18 protein-coding genes are annotated in these 19,513 nt (G+C 36.4%); 10 read left to right on the plus strand and 8 right to left on the minus strand.

The features are described from left to right. Positions 1–575 (minus strand): amidohydrolase family protein (locus tag ACOVO2_RS14515; protein ID WP_421770672.1); only part of this gene is annotated, 575 nt, incomplete at its 3' end. A 225-nt stretch (positions 576–800) separates the two neighbouring features. Continuing rightward, positions 801–1,277 (minus strand): 2-C-methyl-D-erythritol 2,4-cyclodiphosphate synthase, encoded by a 477-nt coding sequence (gene ispF, locus ACOVO2_RS14520; protein WP_188767680.1) that lies wholly within the window; start codon positions 1,275–1,277, stop codon positions 801–803. A 150-nt stretch (positions 1,278–1,427) separates the two neighbouring features. Between ispF and ACOVO2_RS14525 the strand changes: the two genes are divergently transcribed. Continuing rightward, positions 1,428–2,666 (plus strand): M16 family metallopeptidase, encoded by a 1,239-nt coding sequence (locus ACOVO2_RS14525; RefSeq protein ID WP_421770673.1) that lies wholly within the window; start codon positions 1,428–1,430, stop codon positions 2,664–2,666. An 87-nt stretch (positions 2,667–2,753) separates the two neighbouring features. Here the strand turns inward: ACOVO2_RS14525 and ACOVO2_RS14530 are convergent, their stop codons facing one another. The 4 genes from ACOVO2_RS14530 to ACOVO2_RS14545 form a co-directional block, all read right to left on the minus strand. Beyond that, positions 2,754–4,010, minus strand: coding sequence for a nucleoside permease (locus ACOVO2_RS14530; RefSeq protein ID WP_421770674.1), 1,257 nt, complete (start codon positions 4,008–4,010; stop codon positions 2,754–2,756). Between the two features lie 218 nt (positions 4,011–4,228). Beyond that, positions 4,229–5,068 (minus strand): transglutaminase family protein, encoded by an 840-nt coding sequence (locus ACOVO2_RS14535; RefSeq protein WP_421770675.1) that lies wholly within the window; start codon positions 5,066–5,068, stop codon positions 4,229–4,231. Positions 5,069–5,221: 153 nt separating this feature from the next. Next, positions 5,222–5,953 carry a peptidase gene (locus ACOVO2_RS14540; RefSeq protein WP_421770676.1) on the minus strand — a complete coding sequence of 244 codons (732 nt, stop codon included), beginning with the start codon at positions 5,951–5,953 and terminating at the stop codon, positions 5,222–5,224. 162 nt (positions 5,954–6,115) lie between these two features. Continuing rightward, the gene (locus ACOVO2_RS14545; RefSeq protein ID WP_421770677.1) at positions 6,116–7,078 is read right to left on the minus strand and encodes an alpha-E domain-containing protein; all 963 of its coding nucleotides are present in this window, start codon (positions 7,076–7,078) and stop codon (positions 6,116–6,118) included. Positions 7,079–7,475: 397 nt separating this feature from the next. Here ACOVO2_RS14545 and ACOVO2_RS14550 point away from each other — a divergent pair, with 397 nt between their 5' ends. From ACOVO2_RS14550 to ACOVO2_RS14565, 4 genes are read left to right on the plus strand one after another with little or no spacing between them, the layout of a single operon-like run. Then, on the plus strand, positions 7,476–8,123 hold the full coding sequence (locus ACOVO2_RS14550) for a response regulator (protein WP_421770678.1): 648 nt from the start codon (positions 7,476–7,478) through the stop codon (positions 8,121–8,123). Between the two features lie 29 nt (positions 8,124–8,152). After that, complete coding sequence (locus tag ACOVO2_RS14555) at positions 8,153–8,734, plus strand: hypothetical protein (RefSeq protein WP_421770679.1); 582 nt, start codon at positions 8,153–8,155, stop codon at positions 8,732–8,734. Positions 8,735–8,745: 11 nt separating this feature from the next. Beyond that, on the plus strand, positions 8,746–9,720 hold the full coding sequence (locus ACOVO2_RS14560) for a phosphotransferase family protein (protein WP_421770680.1): 975 nt from the start codon (positions 8,746–8,748) through the stop codon (positions 9,718–9,720). After that, the gene (locus ACOVO2_RS14565; RefSeq protein ID WP_421770681.1) at positions 9,717–11,948 is read left to right on the plus strand and encodes a T3SS effector HopA1 family protein; all 2,232 of its coding nucleotides are present in this window, start codon (positions 9,717–9,719) and stop codon (positions 11,946–11,948) included. Before ACOVO2_RS14560 ends, ACOVO2_RS14565 begins: the two co-directional genes overlap by 4 nt. Here ACOVO2_RS14565 and ACOVO2_RS14570 read toward each other — a convergent pair. Then, the gene (locus ACOVO2_RS14570; protein ID WP_421770682.1) at positions 11,903–13,822 is read right to left on the minus strand and encodes a tetratricopeptide repeat-containing sensor histidine kinase; all 1,920 of its coding nucleotides are present in this window, start codon (positions 13,820–13,822) and stop codon (positions 11,903–11,905) included. The two genes, ACOVO2_RS14565 and ACOVO2_RS14570, sit on opposite strands and share 46 nt — an antisense overlap. Before the next feature lie 174 nt (positions 13,823–13,996). Here ACOVO2_RS14570 and ACOVO2_RS14575 point away from each other — a divergent pair, with 174 nt between their 5' ends. The 5 genes from ACOVO2_RS14575 (at position 13,997) to ACOVO2_RS14595 (ending at position 18,895) form a co-directional block, all read left to right on the plus strand. Beyond that, the gene (locus ACOVO2_RS14575; protein WP_421770683.1) at positions 13,997–14,629 is read left to right on the plus strand and encodes a response regulator transcription factor; all 633 of its coding nucleotides are present in this window, start codon (positions 13,997–13,999) and stop codon (positions 14,627–14,629) included. Positions 14,630–14,666: 37 nt separating this feature from the next. After that, positions 14,667–14,972, plus strand: a complete 306-nt coding sequence (locus ACOVO2_RS14580; protein WP_421770684.1) for a LytR/AlgR family response regulator transcription factor — start codon at positions 14,667–14,669, stop codon at positions 14,970–14,972. Positions 14,973–15,013: 41 nt separating this feature from the next. Next, the gene (locus ACOVO2_RS14585; RefSeq protein ID WP_421770685.1) at positions 15,014–15,829 is read left to right on the plus strand and encodes a hypothetical protein; all 816 of its coding nucleotides are present in this window, start codon (positions 15,014–15,016) and stop codon (positions 15,827–15,829) included. 59 nt (positions 15,830–15,888) lie between these two features. Then, positions 15,889–17,016, plus strand: coding sequence for an N-acetylglucosamine-6-phosphate deacetylase (gene nagA / locus ACOVO2_RS14590; protein WP_421770686.1), 1,128 nt, complete (start codon positions 15,889–15,891; stop codon positions 17,014–17,016). 364 nt (positions 17,017–17,380) lie between these two features. Further along, positions 17,381–18,895: a magnesium chelatase gene (locus ACOVO2_RS14595; RefSeq protein WP_421770687.1), complete on the plus strand. Its 1,515-nt coding sequence runs from the start codon at positions 17,381–17,383 to the stop codon at positions 18,893–18,895. A 60-nt stretch (positions 18,896–18,955) separates the two neighbouring features. Here ACOVO2_RS14595 and tnpA read toward each other — a convergent pair whose 3' ends face one another. After that, positions 18,956–19,396 carry an IS200/IS605 family transposase gene (gene tnpA / locus ACOVO2_RS14600; RefSeq protein ID WP_421770688.1) on the minus strand — a complete coding sequence of 147 codons (441 nt, stop codon included), beginning with the start codon at positions 19,394–19,396 and terminating at the stop codon, positions 18,956–18,958. Between the last annotated feature and the right edge of the window lie 117 nt (positions 19,397–19,513).

Here is a 19,513-nt window from a genome sequence, read left to right on the forward strand (position 1 = left end):
CCCAATTCGCCAGCTTTTGCCCAAATCGGGTCGATGCGAGCATCATCAACTGGCACGAGTTTACCGTTATCTTTTACGCTAAAACCAAGACTTTTATAAATTTTCAAGCCTTTTGCTCCACGCAATTTTACATCTTCTTCGAGCGTTTTTACGGCTTTGGCTGTCCAATCTGGTTCGCTAATTTTCGAGAAATCAATATTTGTAAAAACCGCAAAACGAGTTGGGTAATTTTCTTTCACAGCTCCAATCATGCCCGTCAGCCCAGCTGTACTTTTAGCTTCATCCTGATTAAATCCACGTCCGCTAAGATTTACCATCAATCCCATATTCATTTTATCCATTTCGGTAATGAGCTTTGTAAGATTTTCTTTCGAGTTCATTTCCCATTGATGATTATGCACATCTATGAATGGAAATTTGGCACGGGTGATGGGTTTTCCAGGAACTACAAGCGTTGATTTTGGCTCATATTCTTCGAATGTTACTGTGCCAGCATTATCACCAATTTTGATTTGTTGGGCTTGTAGAGAACTGATAGTCAGCATTGCACCGACCGTAAAAGCAAGTTTTTTCATTAAATAATGGTAGGTTTTTACAAACGTCGGCACCACAGGTCTAACGTTTGAGCGAAATTATGAAAATGTTTTATGCAATTTAATGAAAAACCGCTAAACTCATATGGTCAATTCGGTGTTTTCGACAATCTACTTGAAATTGGCGATGTAACGACAAAAAAAGGAAGTCTTCGCTTTGAGCGAAGACTTCCTTAAACACGTCAGACCTGCGGTACAGACGTTTTGTCACTTATAAATCAATGCAATGGCATGAGCATCTAAACCTTCTTTTCGACCAACAAAACCCATTTCTTCGGTGGTTGTGGCTTTGATGGAGATGCAGTTTTCGGGTAGGCCCGTTACTTCCGAAATCGCTTTTATCATTTCTGGAATATATTTGCCGATTTTTGGTTCTTGCAAGCAAACCGTTGAGTCGATATTCCCGATTTTATAACCTTCTTTTTCAAGCATTTCTACTACGATTTTCAATAAAATCTTGCTGTCGATGCCTTTCCAACGTGGGTCGGTATTTTTAAAGTGTTTACCAATATCGCCCATGGCTGCTGCTCCCAAAAGTGCATCGCACATGGCGTGCAACAGCACATCAGCATCCGAATGACCAACCGAACCAACTGTGTGCGGAATCTTTACGCCACCTAACCATAAATCATAGCCTTCGCCGAGTTGGTGTACATCATAACCTTGCCCTATTCTTATATTCATAAATTACAGATTTCTTTTTGGCAAAAGTAAGGATAAACTTTTGCTTTCGGAAAGATGTTTTAACTTTGTGGTTCGTACATTTTCGTACGAAGAATAAAAATAATCATTTTCATTCTAAATTTTTAATCGTGCTTTGCACTTTGCGTTCTGATGATTAACTACCAACATTTTACTTTAAAAAACGGCTTAGAAGTTTACGTCCACGAAGACCATACAACCCCAATGGCGGCATTTAATATTTTATATAATGTCGGCTCACGTGACGAAGATGAAAATAAAACAGGTTTTGCTCACCTTTTTGAGCATTTGATGTTTGGTGGCTCAAAAAATATCCCGTCTTACGACGAACCTCTGCAAAAAGTAGGTGGCGAAAATAATGCTTTTACTTCGCCAGATATTACTAATTATTATATCACGCTTCCCGCTCAGAATATCGAAACTGCGTTCTGGCTCGAATCTGACCGCATGATGAGTCTTTCGTTCGACCCAAAAGTGCTGGAAGTACAACGAAAAGTAGTAATCGAGGAGTTTAAGCAACGTTATCTGAATCAACCTTATGGTGATGTTTGGTTGAAACTTCGTCCGTTGATTTACGAAAAACACCCTTACCGTTGGGCAACGATTGGCAAAGAAATCAGCCATATCGAAGAAGCCACCATGGACGATGTGAAGCACTTTTTCTACAAATATTATTTACCAAATAATGCAATTTTGGTAGTTGCGGGTGATGTAACAGCAGAGCAAGTAAAAGACCTCTGTACGAAATGGTTTGAACCAATTCCGGCAGGCGAAAAATACGTGCGAAATCTGCCACAGGAAGCCCCACAAACAGCCCCAAAATTCTTAGAAACTTCGGCAAAAGTGCCTTTAAATGCTATTTACAAAGCATATAATATGCCGGGAAGGTTCGATGAGCAGTTTTATGATGCCGATTTATTGAGTGATATTTTAGGTCGTGGAAAATCGTCGAGACTGTACACTAAATTGGTGAAAGAAAAGCAACTTTTCAATAATGTGTCGGGTTATGTAACGGCCTCACTCGACCCAGGTTTATTGATGATTCAAGGAAACCTCAACGAAGGTATTAGCCTCGAAGAAGCAGATGCGGCCATTGAAGAAGTGGTTGCCGAGTTGCGAGATAATACTTTGGCTGAAAACGAATTACAGAAAGTAAAAAACCAAGCGGAATCAACATTGGCCTTTGCCGAAGTAGAACTATTGAACCGTGCTATGAATTTGGCTTTTGCTGCCAATGCAGGCAACGCCGATTGGTGCAATGATGATGCCGAAAAGATTGCTAAGGTAAACCCACAAAGTTTACAAGCAATGGCAAAAAGAATATTCAGAAAAGAAAACTGCTCAACGATGTATTATAGAGCGGAGAAATAATTTTGAGTGAGTGAATGATAGAATGAATGAATAATAAAACATACATTTATTCTATCACTCATTCATTCTATCATTCAAAATTCATTATTAGTGTCCTTTCACCTCTACTCCTTCTTCATGCTTGTGCTTGAATAAGATAGCGAAAAGTATGGCTACAACTAATGAATAAATAGCAAACGTAAGCCAAATACCAGTCCAAGTTTTTGTACCATCGGCCAATGTGAAGTATTTCTGAATCACGAATCCGCTAATCAAACTTCCCGAAACTGCTCCAAAACCATTTACCATCATCATAAACAAACCTTGAGCCGACGAACGAATTTTAGGGTCAGTGTAAGTTTCAATAAATAACGAACCCGAAATATTGAAGAAATCGAAGGCCATTCCATAAACGATACACGATAAAATAATCATCCAAAGGCCATCGCTTGGATTACCATAAGCAAAAAGCCCGAAACGCAATACCCACGCAACCATACTGATTAGCATTACTTGCTTGATACCAAAACGCTTCAAAAAGAATGGAATCGCCAAGATAAAGAGCGTCTCAGAAATCTGCGAGATTGACATAATAATGGCAGGATATTTTACGGCAATCGAATCTTTGTAAATATCTACATTGGCAAAATCATGCAAGAATGTATCTCCATAAGCATTGGTTAGCTGCAAAGAAGCCCCTAAGAACATCGCAAAAATGAAGAAAATCGCAATTTTCGGGTCTTTAAATAACTTAAATGCATCTAAACCCAATATCTCGATAAAACTTCTTTTATCAGGTGTACCTGCCAAAGGCGGGCATTTAGGTAAAGTAAGCGAGTAAATTGCCAATACCACGGCCGAAGCCGCTGCAATATAAAATTGATTGGCTGAAGTTTCGTTGTGAGTAAGGCTAATCACCCACAAAGCCACCACAAAACCGACAGTTCCCCAAACCCTAATCGGTGGAAAATCCTTCACGAGGTCAGTGGTATTATTGTTTTTCAGAATCGTATAAGCGATTGAATTAGAAAGTGCCAAAGTAGGCATATAGAATATCACACAAAGCAAAATTGCCCAAAAGAAATCATTCGGATTATCGACTTGTGGAATATAAACCAATACCAAAGCTCCGAGCAAATGCAAAATAGCATAAAGTCGTTCGGCGTTGATGTATTTATCGGCAATGATACCAGCGAGGGTTGGCATAAACAATGAGGCAATTCCCATCGTCGAAAAAATAGCTCCAAATTCAGCCCCTGACCAACCTTTATTTTGAAACCAGTACGCTCCAATCGTAATGAGCCAACACGCCCAAATAAAAAACTGGAGAAAATTCATTACAATTAGTCTGTTCTTGATGCCCATAATCAAAGATTTGGTAATTAGTTTAGGTTATTTTAGTGATGTTAGTGTTAATAGTCCACGGTCAACTTGCGACAGTCAACTGTATCGAAAATTGCTTATTATCAGTTGTTTGTATATTCAACAAATCATTCCTTTTGAAACTAATTGTTTTTAATTACCGATACTAATTCAGGCAGAAACGCCATTTTTCTGCTAAAGTAAATAAAAATTCTGATTTTTTATTTCTGTCGAATATCAACAAAAGCATTTAATGACGAAACGGCATTTCCTCTGAAACCACCTCGAATCGGATTTATCAACTCTGCTTGGGCCGAAGAAGCCAATGCAATATAGTGAAAATCAGTAATTCGGCCTTCGGTTGGGTCGAAACCTCGCCAACCTGCACCTGGTAAATAAACCTCTACCCACGCATGAAGTTCGTGGGCTTGTAGCTCGCTTCCGTAGCAGTAGCCACTCACAAATCGAGCTGCTAAACCGAGTGCTTTGCAGGCCGCAATCATCAAAACGGCGTAGTCTCGGCAAGTGCCTTTTCGAGAAATCAGAGTCGTTTCGGGCGAGTGAGCAGCACCTTCAAGGCGTTTTTCATACAAAAAATTATATCGGATATATTTTGAAATGCGGGTCAGAAAATCGGTTGTTTTCCAATTGGCTTCGGCCGCAATTTGTCGAGCAAACTGGTCGATAAGCGTTGTTATGCCTTCGTCGGTCAAATAAGGCTGTAAAAGTGCCAATTCTTTGTCGGGATATTTAAACGGCAGTGTTTCGGCTCCAAATGGATAATAAATAAAATGAAATGGATTTACTTCTTCCGAAACAATTTCAACCTTCGCCCGAAAACTCAGTCGATCAGTTGGTGTATTAAAAAACGCCACCGATTGAGCATTGCCTTCCACATCAATATTTTTATAAAGAATGTTGGGAGTTGGTAAAATTTCAAGCTGAAAAGACACAATTTCCTGATTGGGCGAAGCTTTTGGCGTAAGATAGATTGTATGAGGCGTAAGCGAAACTGAGTTGGAATAGCTGTAATAAAGGGTATGTTCGACGTTTAAAATCATTTTTGTTGAGTGAGATGGGAAGAATTAATCTTAAAAATGATTTGTGAATTTACCACGGAGACACAGTACAGCACGAAGTTCCACAGAGAAAACTCTATGAAAACTTATACATTTGCAACCTCCGTGATAAACTAAACTTGTGAATATTTCAACTTAAATTTCAAGCGATTTCGAGAAAATTGGTTCCATCCAATCGGTTGGGAGTTTCTGCACAGAAGCATTCAACAAGGCATTCCATTGATACGAAATCTGTTCTAAATCGGCTTTTTCGTAACGTTGCTCGTTGATTTTAAAGCTATCTTTTTCACACAAAATCACATCAATCGGAAAATCGACATCATTGGCACTCACACGAGTGGAATCAAATGCCAAAAAGCCGAGTTTCAATACTTCCTGCAATGAAGTATTGTACTTTAGGTTTCGATACAAAATTGGTTTTCCATAATTTGGTTGACCAATGATGATAAACGGCGAACCTTCGGTTACTTCAATCCAATTTCCTTCGGGATACAACATATACAGTTTGTGCTCGTCGTCTTTTTCGAGTTGCCCACCAATGACGGCCGACAAGTTGAACGACAAACCAGCTTCTCGCAGCGAGGCCTTATCTTCGGCAGCCACACGCTTCACCATATCGCCAAAGGCATTTACGGCTTTGTATAACTTATCGAACTTGGTATCTTGTTCTTCCAAAACTTCTTTGAAATAAGTAATGGCTTTATCACGCACCGAACGTAAGCCCGAAGTCATGATAAACAACGAATGATGCTGCGACTGATGCACGAAAACTTTTTTATTGCTCGAAACCTCGCTTCCTGATGTAATGCGAGTATCGGCAATGGCTACAATTCCTTTAGCTACTTTTACTCCAAGACAAAAAGTCATTCTTTTTAATTGATAATTGAGAATTAAGTAGTTCACAGTCAATAGTCGACAAGTCCACAGAGAGATAATGAGCTTATATACAGCCATTTAATCATTCACAGATTTGTCGATTATATCTGTCTCATACTTAAAATTCTCAGTTGTCCTTAATTCTTTTCGATTTTATGCTTCAACAGGTTTTAGGTCGAAATAAGTATTGAAAATTTCGGCCGCTGCTTTATTATTTTTTATCTGAAACTCATCCAAATACGGGTGAAGACCTTTATCGAAAATATCACTCACTTCCGTAAATTCGATTTCATGTCGTAAACGAGTAAGTTCTTTTTCAGCCAAATTTGAATAACCGCTGGTCAAATCACGACCTGAAATCTGGTACAAAGAAAGCTCTGCCTGACGTACACAATAAAAAATTGAGCGAGGAAAACTTTTATCTAAAACCAAAAATTCAACAATATGCGAAGGGTTTATTACTCTATGCTGTTGGCGATACATATTAAAAGCACTCACCGATTTTAGCACCGATGTCCAGATAAGCAATTCTTGCGGCGAACCTATCGCTTGGTCGTCAGGGAGAAGTGTGAAATAACGCACATCCAAGAAGCGAGAAATTTTATCAGCACGCTCTAACAAACGCCCTAAACGCCCAAAATGAAAACCTTCATTGCGAGTGACTGTCGAGTCAATAATACCGAAGAAAAGCTGGCAACCTTCCTTGATTTCATCAAAAAACTGCAATAATTGTTCAACTTCCCAGTTTCTTGCCGACTGAGTTTCTGAGATTTTGAGGTAAAAAATATTAATGTGCTCCCACATTTCCTTTGTGATGCTCTCACGTATGGTGCGGGCATTCTCACGGGCGTTGGCCAAACAACTATAAATCGAATTCGGATTACGTTTATCGAAGGTCATGTAATCAATTACAGTATCACGGTCGGCTACTGAATAATGCTCAAAAAAACCATAGTTATCGGCCGTAGCGATGAGAAGCGGCTCCCACTGGGCGGTCATGATTCCGGGAGCATCGAGGGTTAGATTAAGGTTTACGCTTACGAAACGGGCATAGTTTTCGGCTCGCTCAATATAACGATTAATCCAATAAATTGAATTGGCGACACGACTCAACATAATTATCTTTGGTTTTTATTGACGAAAACCAAAGATAATAAACGGAATTGAAAAAACAAGCAAAATATTAGTGGGTAAGGTTTTTTCGATTTTATAGACAATCATAGCACGGTATTTTATACGTCGGAATCGAAAATTCACTACAAGTAGGTATTTTTTATACGTAATCAGTACCATACTTTTGTAGCAGAGTAAAAATAAAACTAAAGTGTTTGTTTTTGAAGAAGGTTTTTTATAGTATAGCAGAATCAAACAATAAGCTTCAACCTAACCTCATAAAGATGTCCCAGTCCTACAGGTTTTGTTTCATTGACCGTTTTACCCACACATTTCTCAAAAAATTATCCCAAATTAAGCATAGCCGAATTGTAAAGTAATTTATGGTTCACCAAACTTTATGATTAGAGTTCTGATTGCCGATGACCATGTAATTGTAGCCGAAAGTCTGAGTATTTTGATTGATACAATGGATGGCATTGAGGTTGTAGGCACAGCCAACAATGGTTGGCAGGTACTAACATTTTTGGAAACCAACGAAGTAGATATTGTACTGGCCGATTTGCACATGCCGCTCATGAACGGTATTGAAACTACCATCAGAGTACGAGAGAAATACTCGAAGGTGCGAGTGATGCTACTAACGATGTCGGAAGAACCTGCGGTTATCAAAGAAGCTCTGGTTGCGGGGGTTGACGGCTATATCATGAAGCGAACCGAACGAAAAGAACTTGAACTTGCTCTAAAAACAGTGGCAAACGGCCAAAAATATTTTAGTGAAGCGGTAGTAATGCGATTGGCTCAGTTACCCAATCAAAACACCCCAAGTGGAAAAGACGAGGTTTCAGAAAATATACCTCTTACACCACGAGAAATTGAAGTCATGCAGCTCGTCATACAAGACCTAAGCAACGCCGAAATTGCCGAACGAATTTTCATCAACGTCACGACTGTTGAAACTCATCGCCGCAATTTGATGAAGAAAGTAGGTGTAAACTCTGCACTGGGGCTGATGCGTTGGGCTATGAAAAATGGATTTTTGAAGTGATTTTTTAACAATTAAAATTTATACCTAAAATGGGATTTGTGAACAAAGCCAATGTTATTGACAAAAAGAAAAACGTCTTCACTACAAAGCCTGAAATTAGAGCTTTAATTGATGCAGGGACCCACGTGCAACTTAAAGGAGTAGCACTTTTTGAACTTACTGACGCAGAAAAAGCAAATCCGATGCTTAATGATGGCAACAAATGGTTGAGATTGACTTTCGCCCCACAACAAGAGCGTGAGCCTTCGTCTATTGGGCCAGTTAAAGGATTTATCGAAAAATATATTAATCCACAAACAGAAAAGCCTACGAGTACTCACTTTGTTTATATTCTCAATAACTCGTGGGAAACTGATGGTATCGAAACCTTGGTTGAAAGCAACGAGAATAATATTAAAGTAATCAACCTTTGCCTTGCAAAAAAAACAGAAATAAGAAGGGTGACCTACGTGAAAAGTGGTAATTATATATTCACTCCAATAGCTCAAACTGTTAAAGAAATGATAATAACAATTGATGGTCAAGAAGAGTCTTCATCACAGGTTTTGCCTCCTGTATGCTCAGGAGCATCCACTCAAAGACCTATCGACAATGGTGTAATCATCGGCTGAAAAACTAAAACATGATACTTACACTACAAAACGTAATTTATTATCTGTATTCGAATGGCTTTATTGACGAAGACAGGATTTTCGATAATCTTGTTGAGGCTCGTCAGGAAGAATCATTGAATAGTACATTTTTGATTAGATTCAGAAATGAAAATGGTGATACAATAAATGATGGTAGAGTAGTAAAACAAGCCTATAAAATTGCGGAAGAACAAAAGTTAGCTCTCAAAAAAGATGCTTATCTGACTTGTATTTTTGAAGAAAAACTCATATTGAATAGTTCCCAAAATTGTATCGAAACTTTAAAGACATCTATTGATGAAGAAAAACTAATATACGTTAGAAAATATGTAAACGGCGATAACTTTTTTACAGTCTTGAAAGATATTCAGCAAAAAACAGGTAAAAACAAGAGTCTAAATTTCAATTCTGTAGCCGATAGGATATTTTCTAAAATTAATGAAGTGCATAATTATGCAGAAAAAAACATTCCAGTTTCGGGTTTAAATTTAGCATTTCCGATTTCAGTTCCAGAACCCAAAGTCAGTAGTTCGCTCATACAGCAATTTTGGTTAATCATTGGAGAACCATTCAAACAATTCATTAATGAGGAATATAAAAAATGGGGTAAGGAAACTGGCTATAAAGCACTTATTCATGGCGATTTTTCACTAAGAAATGTTGTCTATACAGAAGGAGAATTATACTTTTTAGATTATGAATTTGCTCAATTTGGTAATCCATTGTGGGACTATGCTTGGTTAATCAGTGATGTTGAGTACTCATTTCCTTCACAAGAGTTTCAGGAATTTAATGAAATCCTAAAATCAAAAATCGTTACTTCTGACAGCGATAAGTCCTTGCTTGAAAAATACATTCTACTTGCGAAGTTAAAGCGAATCCAGAGAAGTGTAACCGAAGGAAGTTTCGATGATAAAAAAGCCCAAAAAGTATCGAATCTAAACATAGCTTTTGAAGAATTATGAATAATCGATTAACCCAATATGAACTTAATGAGAAAAATCTCGGAATTTTATTGGCAAATGTAAAATTCGATTCAACTACAGGTTTGATAAATTATGGTAAGAGTTTTAAGGAAAAAGCCTCAATTACTGAAAAAAAAGAGGAATTAATTGCCAAAATAGGAAGCTATTGGTACGCTCACTTATATACTTTCAAAGCCGAACTAAGAGAAACCATAAATGAATCGAACAATGCTGTTTTTGCGAGCGAACTGTGGGAGATTAGTAAACGTGTAAATCCTGCGGCACTCAACGAAAATTGGATTGTTGATAAGGAAGTAAAAAACAGTGATGTGATTCAAGCACACAAAGGTTTCGTAACGAAAAGATTTAACCGCAATGGCATTACGCTCAATAAACCATACGAGGAATTAAAGAAAGGCTCACTCATCAATATCTTTGAAAACTCGGGATTCCAGTTTAGAAAAGATTCGGACTGGGCTTATTTTTACGGAAAAACTTACCCAAATGATGTTGATGATGTAGTTAGGTTTTATTTCAATGTAGATGCCCAAGTTTTATCTTATGAGAAACTATTAGAGTTTGTTCATGCTTTACTTTTGCAGTTGAACGAGGCAAAAGTAAGTTTTTACTTTAAACTTTTTTATAAACAAATAAAGTTTTGCAGGGCAGATAGTATTGTGCTTTATGTTGAAAAACGTGGACTCTTACGAGCCTTAAAAATAATTGATGTTTTGGAGAAACCCTCTTTAAGGCATGAAACACCCATGTTTACTCATGAATTATGGCCAGGAATAGGCTTTGCCGAAGAACCCTCCGACCCTAATAATAATGATAGTTTTGGACAGTCGAGGATAAACTATGTTACAAGTGTAGTAATCAACTATCTTATTTCTAATAAAAAACTTCCTACTACTCAAGAGGTTATAGATATCATAGATATCGAATATGATTTTGAAAATTTTCATTTAAAACCTAAATCAATTCTACCAAAAGACTTAAAAAAAATTAACTTTTCACAGACAACTTTAGTAAGTTGGAAACTTGATAAGTCAAAATTATACCACGCAGAATCAATCGCCAATCAGTTAGCAAATCAAGCTATCTGGGATACAAAGGGAGAAAAATGCACTTGGACAAAAGCTACTTTTCAAAAAAAATCTATTCGGGCAGTAATTTGTAATGGCAGTCTGTTTGATGGATTGGCTGGAATTGCTAAGTTTTATACCCAACTCTGTGTATATAATCCAGATAGTTTTTTTATAGAAATGCGTGATGGTATAATAAGAAGTTTATTAAATGCTCAAATCACTTCAAATAAAAGTCAAGATTTTTATTTGGGGTTAGCTGGTATTTACTCTTCTCTTTCATATATCAATACATTACCCGACTCACCTGACCGAATCTTAGGAAAGAAAATATGTAAAAAAATAGATGAAATCGCTCAGATATTTATCAAAAAAATTGAGCTTTATATAGAAAAAGCTAATTACACACTCATTGATAAAGAACTTGAGGAAATCATTGGAATCTTAAAATGTGACTTATTCATAAAAAAACTTGACTATAATATAAAGCAACAACTAATAGGATGTCTAATTTACGCACAAGAAAAAGGTGCTGTAAATACCACTAAAATATTGTTTTGTCTGGTAAAACTCAAATATAAAAGTAATATTGATGATTTAGGAACCTACCATAAACTACTGGAAACACAACTGATTTCTGAAAACCAAAATATTGATAAATTGAGTACTTCGAAAGCTATACAATTACTTGAATATCGATTAGAAATATTAGATTTCTTGATTGCTGGCGGGGGTGATATTAAAATTGAGGCAGTATTGAAAATAGATATTTTAATCAAGCATTTTTGTCTAAACTACGTATTTATCCATACAAAAGACAGCAATATATGCAATTTCATGTCTTATAACCAAGATACCCAAGAATACGAATACGGAATATTGGGACTTTTAGAAATTGTCTATCTAATTAAACGACTCGTCAGTAAGGGTCATTTAAATACGACTTTTAGATTTGATGAGCCTCAAAAAATAGCAGACTATATTATCGAAAAATACCTCAATTACGGGCATTTCCCACCGACTCAATTTGGCCATGATTTTTATAATCCTGGTTTATATGATGGTATTGCTGGGGTTGGTTATTTTTTACTACAACTTTATGATTCAACAACCCCATCTCTAAAATTCTCTAACAATTCATAATCAAAAACAACCCTAACTTGTGTTCCTCCAGAAAATTGATTTTTAATTTCAAATTTTCCATTGAGCGATTTTACCCTTGCATTGATATTGTTGATACCCATAGAAGAATTTTCAATTTTATTCATATCAATTCCAATCCCATTATCAAACACCTCAATTATTAAACTATCGTCGTCAGTTAAAATACTAAGTTTTGCCTCTGAACCTTTTGAATGTTTTAAGACATTATTGAGTAACTCCATGCAGATACTATAAATTTCAAGCGAAATTTTATCATCAAGAATCGAAGCATTTAAATTACTTTCGAAATCAATCACAAATTTAGTATTTGAACTTATTTCACTGATAAAATTTTGTAAAGCACCAATCAACCCTTTTTCTTGAAGTTGTGTTGGCATAAGATTATGAGAGATTAATCTGACTTCTGAGTAAGCATCACTCATCATGTCTTGAATACTTTTATACAACTTCTGCTCTTTTGGGTTTAAATTTTCCATATTTAAAGCATCCAAACGCCACTTTAATGCCGATAAAGTACTCCCTAAATTATCGTGAAGTTCGCTCGCAACCCTTTGTCTTTCAATTTTTTTACCCTTGAAAAGAGCTTCAACAATTTCTTTATTTTTTCTTAATAACTCAATGTTTGCATCTTTCAATTCTGCTGTACGTACTTCAACTTTCTTTTCTAAGGAAGAATTTAAAAGTTCAATTTCACCATTTTGAGCCTCAATTAATCTATTCTTTTTATTTAAAATAATATTACCCCTTATAACAACCAATGAAATAAGCAATACAGCAAGTCCAATCCCTAAATACCATTTTTGCCGTTCTTTTTGAAGATTTAATTCTTCTGATTTTATATTGAGGTCATACTCAAACTTCGCACTTGCAAGTCGCCTTTCATTCTCGATATTATTCAAACTATCTTGCTTAACTCTAATCTTCTCACTAATAAGATAAGCATTCATATAATCACCATCTTCTCTGTATATTTTCAGTAATACATCATTTGCTTTGATAAAAGTTGATGTAAGAGCTGAATTATTTGTATTAATGGCCAAAAACGCAAATTTCTTGGCAAGTACCATATTTTTTTGATTTAAAAATATTTCAGCCAAACCTGTATAGGCAGATGCGAGTTGTTCAAGCTCAGTATCTCCAACTGATAAATAAATTTCGATTGCTTTCTCATAACTTGCTTTAGCTACTTCATAATTTTGTTGCAGCCTGTTTATATTAGCAATATTATGATGTGATAGCCCCATGAAATGGCGATTTATGTACTCTATACTTAAATTCAAACAATAATTATGGGTATCTAATGCTTTTACAAAATCATTAAGTCGGGTGTAAGCAATCCCCATATTATTATAACACAGAAGAACTCCATTTTTATTATTGATTGATTTATACATTTTTAGTGCTTCCTGATAATACCCTAAAGCAACGCTTGGTTTTTTTGAAATACTATAAATATCGCCAATATTTTGGAGTGAATATGCTTTCTGAGCAATAAAATTATTTTTAGTTGATAGGGTCAAAGATTTAAAAAAAAACTCTTCCGCTTTGAAGAAATTATTCTGTTTTTTTAATTTTTTCCCGTAGAGATTTTGAGACAAAACTAAACCATAAGTCCAATCGATAGTTCGAGAAATATCGATCGCCTTAGTAAAAATTAATACTGATGTATCTTTTGATATTAGTATCTCCCCCATCTCACAAAGTAACTTCACTCTCATTGTGTCAGTTGATAAGGATTTTCCTTCAACTGGCAGTTTGGCCAAAATAGCCTTTAAACTATCAAGTTTTCTTTGTTGTTGAGCAAAAATTAGATTTGAAATAAGTAGTAATAAAAGTAGTAGCAGTCGTTTCATGGTAGGGTTCGGCAATTGACTTTTGAAAATACTTGAATTTATCTAAAAAATCAAACATTTTCTAACAATCTACTGTCCAGACAGTAGATAAAATCATGGCAAGGCAGTATTGAACCGTAGCGTAGCTTAACGGATATTTGTATCGTTACTTCGATGCTCAAAACTCCTGTTGCTATGAACCCTAAAGTTAAACTTTTCCTTGCTGATAGTTATCAACTCTTTGCAGAGGGATTGTCGATGATGTTGTCTCTATCCGATAACTTCCAGATTGTCGGTATTGCCAACAATAATCGGGATTTAATTAATGCTCTTCCAAAATCTCTTTCTGATGTTCTAATCATTGATGCCAATTTTTTCTTTCAGGGAGATTTAACTCTTCAAAAAAGACTAAAAGATATTTACACTGGTAAAATCTTGATTTTACACGATTCGATAGCCGCTTCCTGTCTAAAAAAAATCTCAGCTCTTGCTGATTGTTTTGTCTCAAAATGTAGCAATCAGACATACCTCATCGAATGTATCAATAAAGTCTATAATGGACTGAAAATCAAACTTGCCAAAGAATCTCTTTTTGGAGGCCTTACTACCGAATACCAGCACGAACTCGTGGCTCGCTACTCACTCACCACTCGTGAATTAGAAGTAATCAGGCTTATTGCTCTCGAATTTTTATCAGCCGAAATCGCAGAAAAGCTATGCGTAAGTGAATTTACGGTTGATACTTATCGAAAGAATATCACCCGAAAACTCAACGCTCGCAATGTTGCGAGCATTGTCAATTTTGCCCATCGTTGGCAACTTGTTTAATTTATTTTCGCTCAAACTCCTAAAATATATAGCCTTTATGACCCCTCTCAAAACTCCCGAAAACAATGAGATAACGTATCTCGAAGCTGACATTAATTACACTATTTTTCATCTGAAAAATGGAAAAAAGATGGTTTCATCATTTACGCTCAAGAAATATGCTAATGATAAACACCTTTCAAATTTTATAAGAGTACACAAATCTTATTTGTTAAATCCTAATTTCATTTCAGAGATTCACAAAAAGGGAAAGAGTGCAACTATTACATTAAAAAACGGAACTGCATTAAAAGTTGCCAGAAGAAGGTTGAAGTTAGTCTCGGCCCTAAATTCAAATTTATAATTAAATAAAATGGTATATAACCTTCTAAAACTTTACATTTCATGAAAACTAAATCAAATTATTTCCGAATTACACTGATTATTTTAATATCTCATTGCATGGCTTATGCCCAAAACTTTCAGTCCTATGATGAAACTTTTTTCTATGAATTTAAAATACCCGTTAAAGTAACAAATGCAGAGAATGCTGCAGATGTTAAATATGCACCAAGTCAAAGTACATTTACACTGCTTTCAAAAGATGTCACCGGATATAAAATACTCTTTTGGAAATGGCAAAATGACGATATGGGCTACCAAACAAGTTTTAACTATAAAGATAGCAGTTTGCCACAAATGAAAATCGAAAAAATCGACAATAAAAAAATATTCATTGTGAGCGAAGATGATTTCAAAAATTATGCAATTCCTGTGTATAAAAGGAATAGAGATTGGTCAGCTGGCTTAGTCGTTTTACCATTAAAATATAGAGGAAGCCCAAAAACTTTTTCAAAGGACTTTTCTCTTGGTTTATCTGGCGGATTTAAATGGAGGCTATCTAAATACAATCCTACTTATTTACATTTTCTTGTAAATTGTGGAATTTCAGCAGTTACGGTTGATAGTCTATCTTCAAAAGGTAAAATTAAACAACCTAGCGACTTAGCAGCTGCAACCTTTGCGATTGGTACGGTCTTAGAAAACCACTCTTTCCAATTTGGTATATTTGGTGGATTTGACAGACTAACAGCTGCTGACTATGTGAAAACAAATTGGATTTACAACCGTAAACCATGGTTATCTATTGGAATTGGTTACCAAATTTTCTCTAAAGACAGTAAATCTAAAAACAACTCAGCAGGCAGTAATAATAATTAAGCTTATATATTTTAAAAACATTTTTCTTAACTTGCTCGCTCAACCCGAGCAAGTTTTTTATGCAAACCATCATCACAAACGCCACTGTTCACACAGGCACTGAGGTCCTTCAAAATCAATCAGTTATTATCGAAAATGGTAGAATTTCAACGTCTGACCACAGGCGGGTGGCGTTCCACTCTGACGCAAAAACCATAGACTTGGCAGGCAAACATATATCAGCAGGCTTTGTAGATACGCACATTAACGGTGGCGAAAAGTTTTATTTTACCCAACACGCCAACGAAGAAACCATCGAAGATATCTATGAGTCGAGCTTAAAGCTTGGTACTACACATGTACTGCCTACGCTCATAACTTCTCCACTCGAAAATATTCTGAAAGGCATTGAAGCAACTCGCAGTTTTTTAGAGAAAAACCCGAATTCTGGCGTACTCGGAATGCACCTCGAAGGACCATTTTTGAATCTTGCCAAACGTGGAGCTCATTTGGCTCGATATATCAAAAAACCAACTAATAGTGAGTTAGAAGAAATTATCAAATACGGCAAAGGAATCATCAAATTAATGACTATCGCTGCCGAAAATTTTACGCCCGAACAAATTGATATGCTGCTCGAAAGCGGCATAAAAATCTCACTTGGGCATTCAAACGCTACCTACAAACAAGCAAAACAAGCTTATAATCAAGGCATTACTCTTTGCACGCATCTCTACAACGCCATGACTCAAATGGGACATCGTGAGCCGGGTGTTGTGGGTGCAACGTTTGATAGCCCAGAAGTGTATGCACCCATCATTTTAGATGGTTTTCATTGTGACTATGCCGCTGCTCGCATTGCCTATAAAATCAAACAAGATAAGCTTTTCTTGATTTCGGATGCTCTTTTTGTGGGTGAAAAGGTAAAACAATTTCAATGGGAAGAATTTGATGCTTACCTCGAAAATGGTCAGTACCGAAACTCGGAAGGAAATCTGGCAGGAGCAGCCATTTCGATGGCCGATTGCGTGAAAAATGCCGTTGAAAAAGTAGGAATTTCGCTCGAAGAAGCCATCAAAATGGCAACTATTCGCCCTGCAAAAGCTTTGGGTATTGATACCGAAATCGGACAAATTGCCGAAGGCTTTCCTGCTAAATTTGTTGTTTTTGACGAAAATTTGACTAACTTCACCCCATTGATTTTATAATTCATCTTTTCACAACTAAATTTCACTACCATGAACAACTTATTTAGAGGATTAATCGCAGGTTATGGAGCAAAAAAACTCGGCGGAGGCTGCTTCGGAACCATCATCGTTTTCGTAATTATTTGGGTAATTTTGGGGCAGTGTAGTTAAAAATAAAGATTTTATAAAAGCCATTTAAGCACTAAATACAGCTTAAATGGCTTTTGTGTTTTAAAGATTTTCGTACGACAAATTACCTAATCCCTCCGCATCAGCAGACAATTTGGAAAATTGTCGTACAAACTCTCAAACCATTTCTTCCGAAAAACCGTTATTCAGAAGAAGCTCATTATTCATTTTCAATTCTACATTATCCATTAAATACATGGCATTCGATAAGAATATTTTAAAAATAAAAACACTTGGCGAATTAAAAGCCAGCGGCTACCGCCCAAAATCCATCAAACAAGAACTTCGTGATAATTTAGTTGAGAAGCTTAAAAATAAAGAATCGGTTTTTCCTGGAATTTGGGGATACGAAGACACCGTTATTCCTGATGTTGAAAAAGCGATTCTTTCGATGCACCACATCAACTTACTGGGTTTACGTGGACAAGCAAAAACCCGTATTGCTCGCCTGATGGTCAATCTTTTAGACGAATACGTGCCAATCGTAGAAGGTTCTGAACTCAACGACGACCCACTCGAACCACTTTCACGATTTGCCAAAGATTTGATTGCCGAAAAAGGAGATAATACGCCTGTTGCATGGCTTCACCGTGACGAACGTTACAATGAAAAATTGGCAACGCCTGATGTTTCGATTGCCGACTTAATCGGTGATGTTGACCCAATCAAAGCGGCTACATTACGCTTACCTTATTCTGACGAACGTGTGATTCACTTCGGAATGATTCCACGCTCGCACCGTTGTATTTTTGTGATTAACGAATTGCCCGATTTACAGGCTCGTATTCAGGTTTCATTGTTCAATATTTTACAAGAAGGCGACATTCAGATTCGTGGTTTTAAACTTCGTATGCCGCTTGATATTCAATTTGTATTCACGGCAAACCCCGAAGATTATACCAACCGTGGAAGTATCGTAACGCCACTCAAGGACCGTATTGATAGCCAGATTGTGACTCACTACCCGAAATCTATCGAAATCGGACGTAAGATTACCGAACAAGAAGCTATCATTAAAGATGGTCAGAAGAAAATCGTTGTTAATGATATTCTGAAAGATTTGGTTGAGCAAATTGCGGTTGAAGCTCGCCAAAGCGAATATGTCGATGCCAAAAGTGGGGTTTCGGCTCGTATGACAATTTCGGCTTATGAAAATTTATTAAGTTCGGCCGAAAGACGTTCGTTGATTAACGGTGAGAAAAACGTAAACGCAAGAGTATCAGATATTTACGGAGCGATTGCGGCCATCAACGGAAAAATAGAATTGGTTTACGAAGGAGAAGTTGAAGGCCCAGTTTATGTGGCTCAAAGCCTTATCGGGAAAGCCATGCGAACGGAATTTTTGAAATATTTCCCGAATCCAGAAGCGGTAAAGAAAAAGAAATCGGGTAAAAATCCATTCCAACAAGTATCCAATTGGTTTGGCGAAGGCAATGTAATTGATTTCACGAATGACCTCACCGACCGAGAATACCGTGCAAGACTAAAAACAATTGAAGGCTTGGAGGAATTGGTAGAAGGCTACCACGAACGTTTGGGCGAAGATGACAAACTTTTTATGATGGAATTTGCTCTTCATGGTTTGGCTGAATATTCATTAATCAGCAAGCAAAATTTAGATACAGGTCTGCAATTCAAAGATTTATTGGATAGTATGTTCGACCCCAATAAGATGAACTTCGGCGATGACGACGAAGATGATTTTAGATAAGAATTTTGAATAAATGTATAATAGAAAATGGCAAATCTTGATTTAGATTTGCCATTTTTGTTATTTATCATCTTTAATAATCTGCCAGCCATACTTTTGCATAAACTCTTCGACTTCTTCATCGAAAGATTTCTTAGCGTGGTGAATCTCCTGATTTTTAATATAGCTCACAACTTTCTCAACTTGTGACTCACTCACCGAAACTGCAAAGTAATCATCTTGCCAAGAAAATTTCTGTTTTGTTAACTGTTGTTTATTTATCCAAAATGATGATTCGCCTTTAATGAGTTTTGCAATAGCAGCGATTGATTGGTCTTTACCCAGAGAAATTAAGCAATGAATATGCTCTGTATAACCATTAATTGCTTGTAGGAAAATGTCTTTTTCACGGCAATTTTCAATGATATGATTAAATATTTCATATCGAATATCTTTGGTAAGAAAAGGAAATCGGTTCTTTGTGGAAAACACTACATGAACCCAAATTTTTACATAGGACATGAAACAGCATTGTTGTTTTGGTAAATATAGTATTGTTTGACTAAAGTCAAAAATGGGAAGTTGATTTTTTATTATCCGTCAGCTAAAGCAGACTGGGTCGCACAGACGGCAATGAAA

Source organism: Emticicia sp., from assembly GCF_049241225.1.
Taxonomy (GTDB): domain Bacteria; phylum Bacteroidota; class Bacteroidia; order Cytophagales; family Spirosomataceae; genus Emticicia.

Excerpts from the sequence above, each read along its gene's own strand:
- ispF (WP_188767680.1), bottom strand. The coding sequence starts at position 1,277 with ATGAATATAAGAATAGGGCAAGGTTATGATGTACACCAACTCGGCGAA.
- ACOVO2_RS14525 (WP_421770673.1), top strand. The coding sequence starts at position 1,428 with ATGATTAACTACCAACATTTTACTTTAAAAAACGGCTTAGAAGTTTAC.
- ACOVO2_RS14530 (WP_421770674.1), bottom strand. The coding sequence starts at position 4,010 with ATGGGCATCAAGAACAGACTAATTGTAATGAATTTTCTCCAGTTTTTT.
- ACOVO2_RS14535 (WP_421770675.1), bottom strand. The coding sequence starts at position 5,068 with ATGATTTTAAACGTCGAACATACCCTTTATTACAGCTATTCCAACTCA.
- ACOVO2_RS14540 (WP_421770676.1), bottom strand. The coding sequence starts at position 5,953 with ATGACTTTTTGTCTTGGAGTAAAAGTAGCTAAAGGAATTGTAGCCATT.
- ACOVO2_RS14545 (WP_421770677.1), bottom strand. The coding sequence starts at position 7,078 with ATGTTGAGTCGTGTCGCCAATTCAATTTATTGGATTAATCGTTATATT.
- ACOVO2_RS14550 (WP_421770678.1), top strand. The coding sequence starts at position 7,476 with ATGATTAGAGTTCTGATTGCCGATGACCATGTAATTGTAGCCGAAAGT.
- ACOVO2_RS14555 (WP_421770679.1), top strand. The coding sequence starts at position 8,153 with ATGGGATTTGTGAACAAAGCCAATGTTATTGACAAAAAGAAAAACGTC.
- ACOVO2_RS14560 (WP_421770680.1), top strand. The coding sequence starts at position 8,746 with ATGATACTTACACTACAAAACGTAATTTATTATCTGTATTCGAATGGC.
- ACOVO2_RS14565 (WP_421770681.1), top strand. The coding sequence starts at position 9,717 with ATGAATAATCGATTAACCCAATATGAACTTAATGAGAAAAATCTCGGA.
- ACOVO2_RS14570 (WP_421770682.1), bottom strand. The coding sequence starts at position 13,822 with ATGAAACGACTGCTACTACTTTTATTACTACTTATTTCAAATCTAATT.
- ACOVO2_RS14575 (WP_421770683.1), top strand. The coding sequence starts at position 13,997 with ATGAACCCTAAAGTTAAACTTTTCCTTGCTGATAGTTATCAACTCTTT.
- ACOVO2_RS14580 (WP_421770684.1), top strand. The coding sequence starts at position 14,667 with ATGACCCCTCTCAAAACTCCCGAAAACAATGAGATAACGTATCTCGAA.
- ACOVO2_RS14585 (WP_421770685.1), top strand. The coding sequence starts at position 15,014 with ATGAAAACTAAATCAAATTATTTCCGAATTACACTGATTATTTTAATA.
- nagA (WP_421770686.1), top strand. The coding sequence starts at position 15,889 with ATGCAAACCATCATCACAAACGCCACTGTTCACACAGGCACTGAGGTC.
- ACOVO2_RS14595 (WP_421770687.1), top strand. The coding sequence starts at position 17,381 with ATGGCATTCGATAAGAATATTTTAAAAATAAAAACACTTGGCGAATTA.
- tnpA (WP_421770688.1), bottom strand. The coding sequence starts at position 19,396 with ATGTCCTATGTAAAAATTTGGGTTCATGTAGTGTTTTCCACAAAGAAC.